This is a genomic window from Fulvimarina uroteuthidis, from assembly GCF_034321785.1.
Lineage (GTDB): Bacteria > Pseudomonadota > Alphaproteobacteria > Rhizobiales > Rhizobiaceae > Fulvimarina > Fulvimarina uroteuthidis.
The window spans coordinates 13916-29364 of the sequence record NZ_JAXLPB010000011.1 but is presented as its reverse complement, the minus strand read 5'-3'; the positions used below and the strand labels follow the sequence as shown (position 1 = coordinate 29364).

General features: G+C 66.9%; 14 protein-coding genes. 6 read left to right on the top strand and 8 right to left on the bottom strand.

The genetic code is table 11. The features are described from left to right. Positions 1 to 473: 473 nt before the first annotated feature. The 3 genes from U0C82_RS18440 to U0C82_RS18430 are packed head-to-tail and all read right to left on the bottom strand — an operon-like array spanning position 474 to position 5643. On the bottom strand, positions 474 to 3542 hold the full coding sequence (locus U0C82_RS18440; protein ID WP_322189262.1) for an efflux RND transporter permease subunit: 3069 nt from the start codon (positions 3540 to 3542) through the stop codon (positions 474 to 476). Next, positions 3539 to 4651 carry an efflux RND transporter periplasmic adaptor subunit gene (locus U0C82_RS18435; RefSeq protein ID WP_322189265.1) on the bottom strand — a complete coding sequence of 371 codons (1113 nt, stop codon included), beginning with the start codon at positions 4649 to 4651 and terminating at the stop codon, positions 3539 to 3541. The genes U0C82_RS18440 and U0C82_RS18435 overlap by 4 nt, the downstream gene beginning before the upstream one ends. Continuing rightward, complete coding sequence (locus U0C82_RS18430) at positions 4651 to 5643, bottom strand: efflux RND transporter periplasmic adaptor subunit (protein WP_322189260.1); 993 nt, start codon at positions 5641 to 5643, stop codon at positions 4651 to 4653. The genes U0C82_RS18435 and U0C82_RS18430 overlap by 1 nt, the downstream gene beginning before the upstream one ends. A 198-nt stretch (positions 5644 to 5841) precedes the next feature. Between U0C82_RS18430 and U0C82_RS18425 the strand changes: the two genes are divergently transcribed. After that, positions 5842 to 6309: a MarR family winged helix-turn-helix transcriptional regulator gene (locus U0C82_RS18425; RefSeq protein WP_322189258.1), complete on the top strand. Its 468-nt coding sequence runs from the start codon at positions 5842 to 5844 to the stop codon at positions 6307 to 6309. A 55-nt stretch (positions 6310 to 6364) separates the two neighbouring features. Here the strand turns inward: U0C82_RS18425 and U0C82_RS18420 are convergent, their stop codons facing one another. Continuing rightward, positions 6365 to 7765 carry a DUF2793 domain-containing protein gene (locus U0C82_RS18420; protein WP_322189256.1) on the bottom strand — a complete coding sequence of 467 codons (1401 nt, stop codon included), beginning with the start codon at positions 7763 to 7765 and terminating at the stop codon, positions 6365 to 6367. Between the two features lie 283 nt (positions 7766 to 8048). Between U0C82_RS18420 and U0C82_RS18415 the strand changes: the two genes are divergently transcribed. Both U0C82_RS18415 and U0C82_RS18410 read left to right on the top strand, forming a co-directional pair. Continuing rightward, positions 8049 to 8774, top strand: coding sequence for a CoA transferase subunit A (locus U0C82_RS18415; protein WP_322189254.1), 726 nt, complete (start codon positions 8049 to 8051; stop codon positions 8772 to 8774). Continuing rightward, positions 8774 to 9397: a 3-oxoacid CoA-transferase subunit B gene (locus tag U0C82_RS18410; protein WP_322189252.1), complete on the top strand. Its 624-nt coding sequence runs from the start codon at positions 8774 to 8776 to the stop codon at positions 9395 to 9397. The genes U0C82_RS18415 and U0C82_RS18410 overlap by 1 nt, the downstream gene beginning before the upstream one ends. A 108-nt stretch (positions 9398 to 9505) precedes the next feature. On the opposite strand, the gene U0C82_RS18405 is transcribed toward U0C82_RS18410, so the two are convergent. The 3 genes from U0C82_RS18405 to U0C82_RS18395 all read right to left on the bottom strand — a co-directional run bounded on the left by U0C82_RS18405 (position 9506) and on the right by U0C82_RS18395 (position 11526). Beyond that, positions 9506 to 10387: a polysaccharide deacetylase family protein gene (locus U0C82_RS18405; protein WP_322189251.1), complete on the bottom strand. Its 882-nt coding sequence runs from the start codon at positions 10385 to 10387 to the stop codon at positions 9506 to 9508. Positions 10388 to 10505: 118 nt separating this feature from the next. Next, positions 10506 to 11153, bottom strand: a complete 648-nt coding sequence (locus U0C82_RS18400; RefSeq protein ID WP_322189250.1) for a YoaK family protein — start codon at positions 11151 to 11153, stop codon at positions 10506 to 10508. A 70-nt stretch (positions 11154 to 11223) separates the two neighbouring features. Continuing rightward, positions 11224 to 11526, bottom strand: coding sequence for a BolA family protein (locus tag U0C82_RS18395; protein WP_322189249.1), 303 nt, complete (start codon positions 11524 to 11526; stop codon positions 11224 to 11226). 197 nt (positions 11527 to 11723) lie between these two features. On the opposite strand from U0C82_RS18395, the gene U0C82_RS18390 reads away from it, so the two are divergent. The 3 genes from U0C82_RS18390 (at position 11724) to U0C82_RS18380 (ending at position 14437) form a co-directional block, all read left to right on the top strand. After that, positions 11724 to 12326, top strand: a complete 603-nt coding sequence (locus U0C82_RS18390) for a J domain-containing protein (RefSeq protein ID WP_322189247.1) — start codon at positions 11724 to 11726, stop codon at positions 12324 to 12326. Positions 12327 to 12579: 253 nt separating this feature from the next. Further along, a complete protein-coding gene (gene cobS / locus U0C82_RS18385) occupies positions 12580 to 13566 on the top strand; it encodes a cobaltochelatase subunit CobS (RefSeq protein ID WP_322189246.1) in 987 nt (328 codons plus the stop codon). Between the two features lie 106 nt (positions 13567 to 13672). Further along, positions 13673 to 14437, top strand: coding sequence for a phosphodiester glycosidase family protein (locus U0C82_RS18380; RefSeq protein WP_322189243.1), 765 nt, complete (start codon positions 13673 to 13675; stop codon positions 14435 to 14437). A 15-nt stretch (positions 14438 to 14452) separates the two neighbouring features. On the opposite strand, the gene U0C82_RS18375 is transcribed toward U0C82_RS18380, so the two are convergent. After that, positions 14453 to 15307, bottom strand: a complete 855-nt coding sequence (locus tag U0C82_RS18375; protein WP_322189241.1) for a lytic transglycosylase domain-containing protein — start codon at positions 15305 to 15307, stop codon at positions 14453 to 14455. Between the last annotated feature and the right edge of the window lie 142 nt (positions 15308 to 15449).

Genomic DNA, 15449 nt, shown 5'->3' with positions numbered 1-15449 from the left:
CAAACCAACAGCCCGGAAAATAAGCTCCACCAACGTCACCAATCCGTCACCAATCCAGCAAAACATCACCCCCCAACGCAAAACACAGCCCAGCCAAAACCAAACCTTGAACAATCAGAAGTGAGGGATCACCCTCATGAGGCTGAACCGGACAGGCGGAAAAAATCGGACGATGCCGCGCCGGGTCATCGCTCGCCCCCCTGGTCCGAAAGATCAGAGCGCGGCACGACACTCAGACCGCCCTGGACCGGACCGCAGCGGCCATGTGAATCAGCGGGACGTCGCGCCGGCACACGCGAACTAGGGTCGGCCGAGACGCTTTCCCGATGGGGGAACACTGGAGCGGCGACGAATCCCGGACGCGCACGGCCCGGAGCAGTCCACGTCCAGTCGGGCGCGGCATGCTCCGGCGAGCTCTCTGGTTTCAGGCATCCCGCTGTCCGAACATCGATCCCGTCTTTCGGGCCGATGCTCTAGACGGCGTGCCCCTGCCCTGCCGGACCGGGCGTCGGCTCCCTCAGCCGGAAGACCGCGAGATAGAGGGCGGGGATGAAGAGGAGCGTGATCAGGGTGCCGGCGATGATGCCGCCCATCATGGCGTAGGCCATCGGTCCCCAGAACACTTCGCGCGAGATCGGGATCAGGGCGAGGCTTGCCGCCGCCGCCGTCAGGACGATCGGACGGGCCCGCATCTCGCTCGCCTCGAACACCGCGATCCATGGATGGACCCCTTCCTCGCGCAGGACCTCGATCTGATGGACGAGAATGATCGAGTTGCGGATGAGGATGCCGATCAGGGCGAGAACGCCGAGAATGGCGACGAAGCCGAGGGGCGCGCCGGAAGGCACGAGCGCGGCCACGACCCCGATCAGCCCCAGCGGGGCGGCGCACACGACGATGAACATGGCCCGGAAGCTCTGCATCTGGATCATGATCAGGGTCAGCATCGCGACCAGCATCAAGGGCACGACCGCGGCGATCGGCCCCTGGCTCTCCGTGCTCGATTCCACCGCGCCGCCGATCGCCACGTCATAGCCGGGCGGCAGGCTCCGGCGGAAGGCCTCGATCCGGGGCGCGAGCGCGGTGACGATCGTCGCCGGCTGGGCCGGCCCCTGGATCGCCGCGCTGACGGTGATGGTGGGAATGCGCGAGCGCGAATAGAGGATCGGGTCCTCGTACGCATAGCCGTAGCTGACGAGGCTCGACAGCGGGATCGAAGCGCCGCTGGCGCTCGTCAGCTGCAGGTTCTCGATCGCCGCGATCGATTCGCGGTCCGATGGCTGGCCCCGCGCGACCACGTCGACGAGATAGATGTCGTCGCGCAGCTCCGTGACGGTCGAGCCGTCCAGCACGAGGTTCAGCGTCGCCGCGATCTGCTGCGAGGTGACGCCGAGCTGGCGCGCCTTGTCCTGCAGGATCTCGACCTTCAGCGAGCGGGCCGGTTCGTTCCAGTCGGTGACGATCGATTTGAGACGCGGATCCTCCGCCATCACCGCGGCGAGATCGCGGGCTTTGGCCCGCACGATCTCGATGTCCGGGCCGCCGAGCCGGTACTGGACGGGTCGCCCGACGGGGGGGCCGAGTTCGAGGTTCTTCACATAGACGTCGATGCCGACAAGGTGCTCGCGGGCAAACCGTTCGACCGTCTCGCGCACCCGGGCGCGCGCCGCGAGATCCGCATTGACGATGACGATCTGCCCGAAGAACGGGTTCGACGGCTGCACGTCGTAGGCGAGGATGAAGCGTTCGGCCGGGCGGCCGACATAGGAGGAGAAATGATCGATGCCGTCCTCCCCGGCAAGTTCGGCCTCCAGCCTGCCGATCGCACGCGCCGTGTCCTCGATCGAGGCGTTTCGCCGAAGGGTGACGTCGACGACGAGTTCGGGCCGGTCCGAGGTCGGAAAGAACTGTTGCTGGACGAAGCGCATCGAATAGAGCGAGCCGGCGAACAAGGCGACGGTGACGAGGATCGTCAGCCAGCGCCAGCGCATCGCGCCGCGCAGCACATGGCTGAAGGCCCGGCGGGCAAAGCCCGGCTTGGCATCGTGCGTGTGCATCGATTTGGGCAGAAGCAGCACGCCGATGAGGGGCGTGAACAGGACCGCGACGATCCAGGACAGGACCAGGGCGAGCGCGATCACCACGAACAGGGAAAACGTATATTCGCCCGCGTTGGAGTTGTTGAAGCCGATCGGCAGGAAGCCGGCGACGGTGACGAGCGTTCCCGACAGCATGGGAAACGCGATCGAGGTCCAGGCGAAGCTTGCCGCCTTTTCCCGGCTTTCGCCCTTTTCCAGTCGCGAGACCATGGTCTCGATCGCGATCATCGCATCGTCGACGAGAAGGCCGAGGGCGATGATCAGCGCGCCGAGCGAAATCCGCTGCAAAGTGAGGCCGGCATACTCCATGCCGATGAACGTCATGGCGAGCACCAGCGGGATCGAAAGCGTGACGACGAAGCCGGCGCGAAAGCCGAGACTGACGAAGCTGACGGCCAGGACGATCAGCACCGCCTCCAGAAGCGCCTTCGTGAAGCCGCCGACCGATTCCTCCACCACCGCCGACTGGTCGGCGACGAGGTGAACGCCGATGCCGACCGGCAGATCGGAGACGATCCGCGCCATCTCCTCCTTCAGCGTCTCGCCGAAGTCGACGATATTGCCGCCCTTGCGCATGCCGATGGCGAGCCCGATCGCCGGTTCCCCATTGTAGCGGAACAGCTCGGCGGGCGGGTCCTCGTAGCCCCGCGTGATGGTCGCGACGTCGCCGAGGCGGAAGAACCGGTCGTTGACCCGGAAATTGATCGCATCAAGGCTCGTCGCCGCATCGAACTGGCCGGACACGCGCACGAAGATCCGCTCGGGGCCCGAATGGATGATGCCGGAGGGCGCGATGGCGTTCTGGGCCTTCAGCGTATCGATGATCGCCTGCTGGTCGATGCCGAGCCCGGCGATCTTTCGCAGCGAGAATTCCAGGAAGACCTTCTCGTCCTGCGCGCCGACCAGCTCCACCTTGCCGGCCTCGTCGAGTTGCAGGACCCTTGTGCGAACCCCGTCGACATAATCGCGCAACTGGCGCGGCGAAAAGCCGTCGGCGGTGAACGCGTAGATATTGCCGAAGACGTCGCCGAACTCGTCGTTGAAGCCGAAGCCCTGGAACTCGGACGGAAATTCCCCCCGGATGTCGGCCATCATGTGGCGCACGCGGGTCCAGATGCCGGTGATCTCGCCCGACTTCGTCGTCGGCAGGAGATTGACGAAGATGACCGTGCGGCCCGGCGTCGTGATCGAGCGGGTATAGTCGAGGGAATCCAGCTCCTGCAGTTTCTTTTCCATCCGGTCGGTGACCTGCGTCGTCATCTCCCTGACGGTCGCGCCCGGCATCGCGCCCGAGACCACCATGGTCTTGATGGTGAAAGGCGGATCCTCCTCGCGGCCGAGATTGATGTAGGCCAGCGCCCCGACGAGCATGGAGACGATCATCAGGAACCAGACGAAGGAGCGGTGATGGAGCGCCCAGTCCGACAGATTGAAGCTCTTCACGATGGGGTCTCTTCCGCGGTTGCGCCTTCCGGCTCTTCGAGCAGCGATATGGGCTGGTTGTCCGTCAGGCTGCGGACCCCGGCGATCACGATGCGCTCGTCGGGATTCAGCCCATCGGTGATGCGCACCGCGTCGAACGCCGCGGGGGCAACGGCGACGGGGCGTTTTTCAACGCTCTTCTCGTCCGCCGCGACGACGAAGACGAAGCGCTGTCCGTCCTCCTCCAGAATCGCGCTTTCGGGCAGGAGGATCGCTGCGCCGGTCCCCTCCCCTCCTGCGGGAACGGCCGTGATCAGCGCGCCGATGCGATAGGCCGGGGGCGGATCGGCGAGCGTGATGCGCACGCGGTTCGTTCGCGTCAGGGCGTCGGCTTCGGGAGCGATCTCCCGGATCGTGCCCTCGACGCGAAGGTCCGGCCGGATCTGGAGCCTCACCTCGAACGGGTCGCCCTCGGCCAAACCCGCGCTCTGGCTGGCCGGCACGTCGACGACCGCCTCGCGCTCGTCGGTGCGGGCCAGCCGGAAGACGGTGGCGCCGGCGGAAACGACCTCGCCCACATCGGCCATGCGCTCGGTGATCACGCCGCCATAGGGCGCGGTCAGAACCGCGAAACCGAGACGGTTCTCGGCCTTGTCGAGCTGCGCCTGGGCGCTCCTCACCTGCGAGACGGCGACCTGCCGGCTCTGCTCGGCAATTTCCAGTTCGGACTGGGACACGGTGTTTTCGGCAAACAGGGTCCGGCTGCGCACGGCGCTGGCTTCGGCCGCGCGGGCCTGGATGCGGGCATCGGCAAGTTCGGCCCGCGCCGACCGCACGTCCGCGGCCAGAGCCTCGGCGTCGATCGCCGCCAGCACCTGCCCCTTCTCCACCTGATCGCCGACATCGGCGTTGCGCGAGACGATCCGCCCGAGCGTGCGGAACGCCAGCGTGGTCTCGAAGCGCGGCGCGATCTGTCCGGAATAGGTCTGGCCCGCGAGCGGACGCTCGGCCGCGATCATCGTCAGGACGGGGCGCGGCGGCAGCGGCGCCTGTTCGGCCTCCTCGCCCTTGGAGCAGGCGGCAAGAAGCGCGGCCGCGACGATCAGGCCCGCGTGGCGAAGGGCGCGCATCACGAGCCGGCGCCTTCGTCGCCATCCATCGAGACGAGGTCCAGAACCTGTCCCGGCCGCACGAGCTGGGAGCCTTGGGTGACCACACGGTCGCCGGCCTCGATGCCATCCTTCACGATGATGGTCGCGCTTTCGTAATAGCCGACGGTCACCGGCGTGAGCCGCGCCGCATTCGTGCCCTTCTCGACCGTCCAGACGGCGGTCTTGCCGCCATCGGCCATCAGCGATGTCCAGGGCAGGACGATCGCCGATCCCGGTTCCGTCTCGGTGCTCATCCCGACGACGGCGGACCCCAGCGACATCCGGGGCGGAACCGCGTCGAGCCCGACCTTGATCCGCACCGTTCCGGTCTCCGGGGAGATCAGGGGCGAGACCTCGCGCACCGTGCCCGTGGTCTCGACCGAGGGGTCGCCGACGAGCGAAACCCTGATCGGCGGGGCCTTCCCTTCGCCGATGAGAAGCTGTTCCTGAATGTCGAAGACCGCATCGCGGGGCCCGTCCTCGGCAAAGCCGAAGGCCGTCTGGGCGGCGCTCACCACCTGGCCCGGATCGACGCTGCGGCTGGTGACGACCCCGTTCGCGTCGGCTCTCAGAACGGTGTTTTCGAGATTGGTCCTTGCCGTCTCCAGATTCGCAACGGCCGTATCGACGGCGCTGGTCGCGGAGGAAAGCGCCTTTTCGGCATCGTCGAAATCGCCGCGCGTGGTATACCCCCTCTCGAACAACGCCTTCTGGCGCTCGAACGCGCCGGAGGCCTGCCTCGCCCGCGCCCTGGCCGAGGCGACGGCGGCCTCCGCCGCAGAGACGTCCGCCCGCTGCTGGACCGGATCGAGGCTCGCAAGGAGATCGCCCGCCTTCACCTTTGCCCCGACATCGACGGCGACCTCCGCCACCCGGCCGCTCGTCTCGAAGGCATAGGTCGCCGTGTGCCGCGCGACGATCTCGCCGGTCAGGCTGGTCGTCCGGCTGACACGTTCCGGCCTGGCGGTCACGTATCCGATCGGCTCCGGCGGTCGCTCGCTTTGGGTTTCGGGGGAACAGGCTCCGAGGAGGACCGGCGCCAGCGCGGCCAGGCAGACGCGGAAGCGGACTGAACGAGGCGGCGGGCCGGCGACCATCGATGGGACGTCCATTTGCTTGTTGATCAATTTACTCTATCATAGAGCTAAATCAGGAAAGAGGTCCCGTCAATGGCATGCAGGCACGGCAGCGCGCGCGGCGGCTCGCGCCGCGAAACGACGTCCGACGAACTCGGGCGCCTGTTCAAGCGCGTCATCGCCATCGCGGTCGAGCTCGACAAGACCCTTGCGGCCCGCCACGACCTGGCGCTGACGGACCTTGGCTGTCTCGGCTTTCTGGAAACCGCGCAGGGCCCCGTGACCGGGAAGATGATCTCCGAGCACGTGGCGCTGTCGACGGGGGCGACGACCGCGCTTCTCGACCGGCTGGAGCGCGCCGGTCTGATCGAGCGGCGCCCCAATCCGGCCGATCGGCGCGGCATCGTCATCGACCTTGTCGCGGCGAATGCGAAGCCGATCCTGGACGAGCATCGCCACATGCGCGACCGGCTCTGGGCGACGTTCGACAGTCTTTCGGAGGACGAAGCCGCCACGGTGACCAAATTCCTGAACAGGCTGATCGATCGCTTCGAAGCGTGATCACGGGGCGTGAACGGAATGGCCGGGCAAACGCGGCAGAAGCCGGGATCGCCCGTCAGCCGGACGCGTCGCCCTGCGCGGCCTGGCTGGCGCGCAGGCCGCGTACGGCCGACCATAGAACGGCGATCATCTGGTCGGGTCGCAGCCATTGGCGGCTCTCCGGCCGGTCCGGATCGTCCAGCCCCCAGGCCGCGATATCGAGACCTTCGCCGAGGAGCGCCGCGCGAACGTCCTGCGCGAGGAACCCGGCATGGCGGCGCGCGCCCGTGCGGGCGACAAGCACGGGCTCGCCGGTGGTCTCGCCCGGGCCGACCGGCTCGCGCCCGCCTTCGGCCCAGCGGAAGGTGACCGGCGCGATCTGATCGACGAGACGGCCCGCCACGTCCGGCGCAATGGGCGCGATCTCCGTCTTGTCGCGCTCGTCGGATGTCTGGATGACGCCGTTGGCCGACCAGATGCTCGACCAGCGCGCGCCGCTTGCGCCGAGGCTGTAGGCGTTGTCGCCGGACGGCGCGAGATCGCGGCTCCTGACCTTGCCGGAAACCGCGAGGCTGCCGTCCGCTCTGGCGATCCGCAAGGGTGTGCCGAGATAGGCGCCGCCATCGGTGAAACGGTGCAGGATGAAATCGGAACCCCTATCGACGCCGCTTTCGGGATCGGCCGACATGCCGAGCTTCCACCGCGTCGAAGCGTCCCGCAGAAGCGAGAGCGTCGTCTCGCGTCCCGCCGGGCCGTCGAAGCGCCCGGCCGCGCTGCTGAATTCGCCGCTGCCGAGTTCGAGCCGGTACTGGCTGGGCTCCGTGCCGATGCCGAGCGCGCCGGTCGCGCCGTCGATCGTGACGGCGGAGGTCCAGCCCTGGCCGTCCGGGCTGACCTTGACCCGCAACCGGTCGTCGCCCACCGTTCCGATCTCCGCCCGGCCCGAATAGCCGGTCTGGAAGAGGAGGGCGCCGGCGTTCGACCCTTGCGCCTTGTTGATCGTCACGCGGACGTTGCCGCTGCCGGGCGTGACGTCGTCATGGGTGAGGAGCACGGCGTCGGACTTGGCGATCAGGCGATTGGTGGCGTCCGCCGCCGCATTGATGCCGAGCCCCTCCAGATCGTCGAGGCGCCTCGGGCCCGGCAGGGGCGCCCAGCCGTTCCCGTCGAAGACGACGAGCATTTTTTCGGCGGCGACGAAGGCGAGCCAGCCGGGCTGCGGCGCATAGAACGCGAAGGCACCGTCCTGGAAGGCGGCGACGCGGCCATCCTGGCCGGCGAACGCCCCGGTGCCGCCGGCCGCCACCAGGTGACGTTCGCCCTCGACGGGATTTTCGGGCGGGCGGGTGCGGTCGCGCGAGACGACGCCGATCTGGACGAGCGCGTCGAGCGCCCGCAGCGCCTCGTTGTGGGTGATGTGCTTCTGCGCCTGTGCGGCCATCAGATAGGGCAGACCGAGAAGGGGGGTGTTGGACATGGCGGCCTCGACGGAACAAAGATCGCCGCCACTATGGGACGGCGGCCGGGCCATGGGGACAAGTTTGCCGCGCCTTGCCGCCCCGTGCGCTCGCGCAGGCCATGCTGCGCGAGCGCACGCCGGCAGCGGGGCGACGGGGCCAGACTTGACAAAGACCGGAGCGCGCCGTCCAACGAGACCGTCGGTGAACGGGCTCCGGAATGATGTGCGATCAGGACATGCGCCCCGTCATCGTCCCCATCGGGCGGCAGGCGCCCGTCATTGTCGAATCGAGAGAGGCAGCATGAAGAAAATCTATCCGGACGCTGCGTCCGCGCTGGACGGTTTGCTAAAGGACGGCATGCTCATCGCCGCTGGCGGCTTCGGTCTTTGCGGCATTCCCGAACTGCTCATTCAGGCGATCCGGGATCACGGCGCGAAAGACCTGATCTTCGCGTCCAACAATGCCGGCGTCGATGATTTCGGGATCGGCATCCTGCTGCAGAGCCGGCAGGTGAAGAAGATGATCTCCTCCTATGTCGGCGAAAACAAGGAGTTCATGCGCCAATATCTCGGCGGCGAACTCGAACTCGAATTCAATCCGCAAGGCACGCTCGCCGAGCGCATGCGCGCGGGCGGCTCCGGCATTCCCGGCTTCTATACCAAGACCGGCGTCGGCACCCAGATCGCCGAAGGCAAGGAAGAAAAGGTCTTCGACGGCGAGACCTATATTCTCGAACGCGCCATCGTCGCCGACCTGTCCATCGTGAAGGCCTGGAAGGCCGACGACACCGGCAATCTGATCTTCCGCAAGACGGCCCGCAACTTCAATCCGCCGGCCGCCATGTGTGGCCGCGTGTGCGTGGCCGAGGTCGAGGAGATCGTTCCGCGCGGCTCCCTCGATCCCGACCATATCCACCTGCCCGGCATCTATGTGCACCGCATCGTGAAGGGCGAACACGAAAAGCGCATCGAACAGCGCACCATCCGCCAGGAACCGGCCACGACCAATGAGAGGGAGACCGCCTGATGCCCTGGGATCGCAATCAAATGGCCGAACGGGCGGCCGCCGAACTCGAGGACGGCTGGTACGTCAATCTGGGCATCGGCATCCCGACCCTCGTCGCCAACTATATCGGCGACAAGGACGTGACGCTCCAGTCGGAAAACGGCATGCTCGGCATGGGGCCCTTCCCGACCGAGGAGACGGTCGACCCGGACCTGATCAATGCCGGCAAGCAGACGATCACCGAGCTCGACCGGACATCCTATTTCGACAGCGCCATGAGCTTCGGCATGATTCGCGGCGGCAAGATCGCCTGCGCGATCCTCGGCGCGATGGAAGTCGCGGAGAACGGCGATCTGGCCAACTGGATGATTCCCGGCAAGCTCGTGAAGGGCATGGGCGGCGCGATGGATCTCGTGGCCGGCGTCGGCAAGGTCGTCGTCGTCATGGACCATCAGAACAAGGCCGGCGAATCCAAGATTCTGAAGGCCTGCACCCTGCCCCTGACGGGAACCGGCGTCGTCGATCGCATCATCACCAATCTGGGCGTCCTCGACGTGGTCGAGGGCGGCCTGCGCATCGTCGAGACCGCACCGGGCGTCAGCGAGGCCGATCTGCGCGCGGCGACAGAGGCGACGATCGTCTGACGGGCAGGTGCCCCCGGACCCCGTGATCCGGCAGGGCCGCCCATGCGGCCCTGCCTCGTGTCCCCTGCCCCGCCCCACCGGCGTCCAGCATCGCGCCCGCCATGACCGCTATCCACGTTCGGCGAACGCCTTGGCGATCTCGCCGGGCCGGGTCAGCCAGATCCGGTCGCGATGCGCGGCAATATGCGAAAGCGCGCGCTTCAGCGCCCGCAGCCGGTAAGGCTGGCCGGTGATGTAGGGGTGAAGCGCGATGCTCATCACCGCGGGCGCCTTGCTCGAAGCCTCCAGCATCTCGTCGAACTGGGCGATGATCATGTCGGCGAACGCCTCCGGCCCGGTGAAGCGCGCGCTGATCGCGGGAATGTCGTTGATCTCGTGGCTGTAGGGCACCGACAGGATCCGCCCGCCGTCGCGCGTCGCCATCCATGTCGGCTGGTCGTCGTGGCACCAGTCGAGATGATAGGCGTAGCCTGCTTCCTTCAGCAGATCGATCGAGACCTCGCTCTGCGAGATCCACGGCGCCAGCCAGCCGGCCGGAAGGCCGCCTTCGTGGCGGCGGAAGATGTCGCTCGCCTCGCCTATCAGCGCCCGCTCCTCCGCTTCGCTCAACGTGCCCTGCCGCTCGGCATTCGTGCGGCCATGGGCGACGATCTCGTCGCCGCGCGCCCGGAACGCCTCGATCAGGCCGGGACAGTTCTCGTAGACGCAGGCATTGGGCAGGAGCGCGAGCGGCAGGTCGAGCGCGTCGAACACATCCTTCATGCGCCAGACGCCGACCCGGTTGCCCCATTCGCGCCAGGCATGGTTGAGAACGTCCGGCTCCGCCTGCTTCGGAGCAAGACCCGCCCCCTCGCCCTCGCCGAACGAGAACGTCTCGACATTCAGCGCGACATAGACCGCCAGCCGCCGGCCGTTCGGCCACGCGAACACCGGCCGCTCGGGAAGGGCCGAATAGGGATAGCGGGCGTGACGGCGGGTTCGGGTGGTCATGGCGTGCCTTCCGGGGCTCGTTCGTGCATGGGTACGAGCGGCTCATCTGAGGTGCGAGGCCCTTTAGGGAAGAGGCCGTCGTCGATGGAAGCCGCGTCGTTCCACAGGGTCCGGGTCGCTACCGGTCCGCTCCGAGATAGGCCATCGTCCAGGCGCGGGGCATGAGCCACGTGACGAGGCAGAGCGCCGCGGCGAGCGCCGCGCCGGCATCGAGCGCGATCTCGTGGGCATGAATCTGCAGCAATGCGCCGCCGACCGCGCCGGTCAGCATGCCGAGCCAGGGAACCACGTGGACGAGGAAACCGCGGTCTCGGGACCCGGTCAGGAGCCGCCCCAGCCCCTTGCCGAAGCGGGACAGCGCGCCGGTGACGTAGGTCAGGCCGACAGGGTGGCCGGCCACGGTCTCGACCGCCGCGTTCATCGCGCCCATCGCAAGGATCGCCGGCACGAGGCCGGACATGGCGAGCCCGCCCGTTTCAAGCCGCGCGCTCGCGGCGAGCAGGGCGCAAACGCCGAGGAGCAACGGCCAGATCCGTGCATGCGCCGTGCGCACCAGAACGACGCCGATCGTGTTGCCGGCCACGAAGACGCACAGAATCAGGGCAAGCCGGGCGGCGTCGTCGAAGCGGCCGTCGCCGATCGCGATGGCGAGCCGCGTCGTGTTGCCGCTCATGAAGGAGACGAAGTCTCCGGCCGCGATGAAGCCGATGGCGTCGACCATGCCAGCGAGCATCGAGAGGGAGCCGACCAGGGCAAAGCCTGCCATTGGGCGCGGGCGCGAGAAAGACGGGCTGTCCTGCCCCATTGCAACGGGCTCCTGCCTGCGCCTTCGACGATCAGCGCCGTCCGGGCTCGCCGGGCGCGCGCACCTCGATCGCGAGCGCGTGGACGCCGGCATTCAGTTCGTCGGCAAGAAGCCTGTTGATCGCCCGCTGCCGATCGATCCGGCTCATCCCCTCGAACCTGTCCGAGACGATCCGCACCCTGAAATGAGTCTCGCCGGTTCCGTCGAAACCGTCATGGTGGGAGCTGCCGGCATGGTGGTGTCCGGCATGGAGATGGCTCTCGTCGATCACGGCGAGGCTTTCGGGCGAGAAGGCCGCCTCGAGCTTGCCTTCGATATCGGATTTGATGCTCATCCGTCTCTCTCTTGCATTGCCGGCGACGGCCCCGTCGTCAGGGCCGCGCCAGCTTGGAACGATCTAACTTCCGCCCTCGATGAGGACGTAAGAACGCCTCGTCCGTCGGGCGAAGGCATCGGCCACTCTTAGTTCCGGGCTTTTTCCGATCTGTCAATTCTTGTTCCTCGGTGTTCGAAGGCCCATAGTCTCCCGCGATGAAACTCGACAGCAAATATTTCGATACGATACGGGTGAAACGGCGCGGCCCAGGCGGCGCCAAGCCCAAGCCCCAGACGCAGGAATGCGCCTGGGAGGGATGCGACAAGCCCGGCGTCCACAAGGCGCCGATGGGACGGGACAATGAGGGCGAGTACCTCAATTTCTGCGTCGACCATGTCAGGCAATACAACAAGAGCTACAACTACTTCTCCGGGCTCGGCGACGACGATATCCGCAAATATCTCAAGGATTCGCTGACCGGACACCGGCCGACCTATCCGATGGGTCACAATGCGACGTCTCCGAATGCGCCCAAACCGCGCAGGCGCAAGCGCGGCGAGCCGTTCGACATGTTCGGCGAGACCGATGCGGCCCAAGGCCGCACGGAAGCGCGCCGGCGCGTGCGGCCGCTGGAGCAGAAGGCGCTGGAGACCATGAGCCTCCAGTCCAACGCGTCGGGCGAGGACGTGCGCGTGCGCTACAAGGAGCTCGTCAAGCAGCTCCATCCGGACGCAAACGGCGGCGATCGCGGCCATGAGGATCGTCTGCGCGACGTGATCCAGGCCTACAAGCTTTTGAAGCAATCCGGCTTCTGCTGAGGCACGGGCGAGCCTTGCGAGCGGCGCTGCGGACTGCGATGCGTGCCAAAAAAGCCGGTCGATCGCGTGATGCGAGGTTCCATCCGGGCCTGTCACGCGGTATTTGCGTGGCAACGCAAAGCTTCGGTGCTTCCACGATCCCGCCTTCCCGGAAAGGTCGGGATGCATGGCGGGGCCCGCGCTTCACCCATGAACGAGACGATTCAAGAGCCGTGCGGCCGTTCCAGCGCCGCGCCGGTCTTCAGGAGGCAAGATGAGTGCATCGGAACGACACGTGGCCCCTCTCCCGGACACCACGATCTCCGTGCGTGAAACCTTCGGTTTCGAGAGCGACCTGACCGTACCGGCCTTCAAGAACGCCGATCCGCACGTTCCCGAGATCGATCCGGACTATATCTTCGACAAGCCAACGACACTCGCGATCCTCGCCGGCTTCTCGCGCAACCGGCGCGTCATGGTGTCGGGCTATCACGGCACAGGCAAGTCGACCCATATCGAGCAGGTGGCGGCCCGGCTGAACTGGCCGTGCGTGCGCGTCAACCTCGACAGCCATGTCAGCCGGATCGATCTCGTCGGCAAGGACGCGATCACCGTTCGCGACGGCATGCAGGTCACCGAGTTTCGCGACGGCATCCTGCCCTGGGCCTACCAGAACAATGTCGCGCTGGTCTTCGACGAGTATGATGCCGGCCGGCCGGACGTGATGTTCGTGATCCAGCGCGTCCTGGAATCGTCGGGCCGTCTGACGCTTCTCGACCAGAGCCGGGTCATCCGTCCCCATCCCGCCTTCCGCCTGTTCGCCACCGCCAACACGGTCGGCCTTGGCGATACGACGGGCCTCTATCACGGCACCCAGCAGATCAACCAGGCGCAGATGGACCGCTGGTCCATCGTCACGACGCTCAACTACCTGCCGCACGACAACGAGGTCGAGATCGTCCTGTCCAAGGTCAAGGACTGGCAGAACGAGAAGGGCCGCCAGACGGTGAGCCGCATGGTGCGTGTCGCCGATCTCACCCGTGCCGCCTTCGTGAACGGCGACCTGTCCACCGTGATGAGCCCGCGGACCGTGATCACCTGGGCCGAGAACGCCGAGATCTTCGGCGATATCGGCATGTCCTTCCGGCTGACCTTCCTCAACAAGTGCGACGATCTCGAGCGCTCGCTCGTGGCCGAATTCTACCAGCGCGCGTTCGGCGAGGAACTGCCCGACAGCGCGGCGAACCTCGTTCTGGAATAGGGCCGGCCGGCGCACGATAGTGAGAGCCGGGCCACCGAGCAGGAGCGGCCCGCTCCGTTTCAAACCGATCAAGCGATCGACCCATCGAGAACCGGACGCAAAAGCGATGAAAACCCTGTTTTCGAGCCTCGTACCGACGGTCCTCGCAGCCAGCTTCTGGAGCTGGCTGGTGCCGGTACCCGATCTGCCGGCCGGCCATGACGGCCTTTGCCGCATCGCCATGGCCGGCACCGTCGAAACGATCCTGTGCGAGGTGCCGCTCGCCGGCTACGATCTGACGCTGCGCGCGCTCGACGCATCGGACCGGCCTTACGAGACGTTCGAGAACGCCGCGAAAAGCGTGTCCTCCCCGGTCGTGCTCGCGATGAATGCCGGCATGTATCACGAGGACCGCCGCCCCGTCGGGCTGACGGTCCAGGACGGGCGGACGCTCAAGAATGCGGTTCTGGGCACGGGCTCGGGCAATTTCTCCCTGCGCCCGAACGGCGTCTTCTACGTCGAGAACGGCCGCGCCTTCGTTCGCGAGACGCAGGCCTATCTCGACGAGGGCCATGCCCCGGCCCTCGCCACCCAATCCGGCCCGATGCTGCTGATCGACGGCAGCGTGCATCCGCGCTTCATCGAGAACTCGGACAGTCTCTACGTGCGCAACGGCGTCGGCGTCAGCGCGGATGGCGGCATCGTCTATCTCGCCCTCACCCGCAAGCCGATCAACTTTCACGATTTCGCGGTCTTCTTCCGCGACACCGTCGGCGTTCGCGACGCCCTGTTCTTCGACGGACAGGTGTCGAGCCTCTCCTATCCCGCGGCAGGCATTGCCTATCGGCGGGACAGGCTGGGGCCGATCCTGCTCGTCACCGAGAAGGACTGAAGCCTCAGGCGGCGATCAGGACCGTTCGGACGGCGTGGGCACGGGAATGCGCCGGCTGCTGATATCGGTGGTCGCCGGCTTTGCCGGCGCCTCGATGATCGCATCGGCCGCAACCGGCAGGGTCGGCGCGGCTGCGCCAGGCCGCTCGACCGCATCGACCATCGTGACCATCGCCTTTGCCGGCGGCGCTCCGGCGACGGCCGTTTCGGCCGGCATCGTCGCCAGAGCCCTGGCCGCAGGCACGCCGCCGCGCTTGGCGATCTCGGCCATGTGCGCCTTGACCTTCGAACAGTAGGACGAGGCCGAGCGCGTCATGCGGGTTGCGCGGTGGCCGCCCTTGTACTTCATCGCGGTCCGGCAGACGTCGCGGTCGGCCTTGTCCCAGGCGCCCTTCAGATATTTCATGCCGTAGCGAAGATTGGTGTCGGCATCCAGCAGGTCGCTGGCCGAGCCGGAAAAGCCGAGGCTCCTGGCCGTCGCCGGCTTGATCTGCGACAGGCCGTAGACGCCCGCGCCCCTGGCTCTGGGATTGTACCGGCTTTCGACCCGCACGACGCCGAAGGCGAGTTCGACCGGAATGTCGTTGGCCTTCGCATGCTTCGCGATCAGCCCGTCGATCGCGGCGCTTCCCGAAACCGTGCCCTTTTCTGATGCCTTCGCGATCTCGCGCGCGGCGATCTCGCGGTCACGCGAGAACACCTTCTCGTCCTGGATCGCGGCGACGGCGACCGGGCTCGGCGCATCGGCAGGGCGGGCGACGGGCAGCGGCGCAGCGCTTTCCAGGACCGTCGCGGCATTCGGCACGCATGCGGACAGAGGCAGGGCGAAAAGGGCGGTGAAAAGCAGAGGCATGCGCAGGGAGCGAAGCATTCGCCGAAATCCGGACCGTTAACGTTGCATGAACCCGCTCGGCCCCGATCGCGGCAAATCGGTGGCGGATTGCCCGGCGGTCGCATTCGGCGTCTTGCTGTGGCAAACAGGCACCTCACCGCCGACATCAACGTTCGAACCC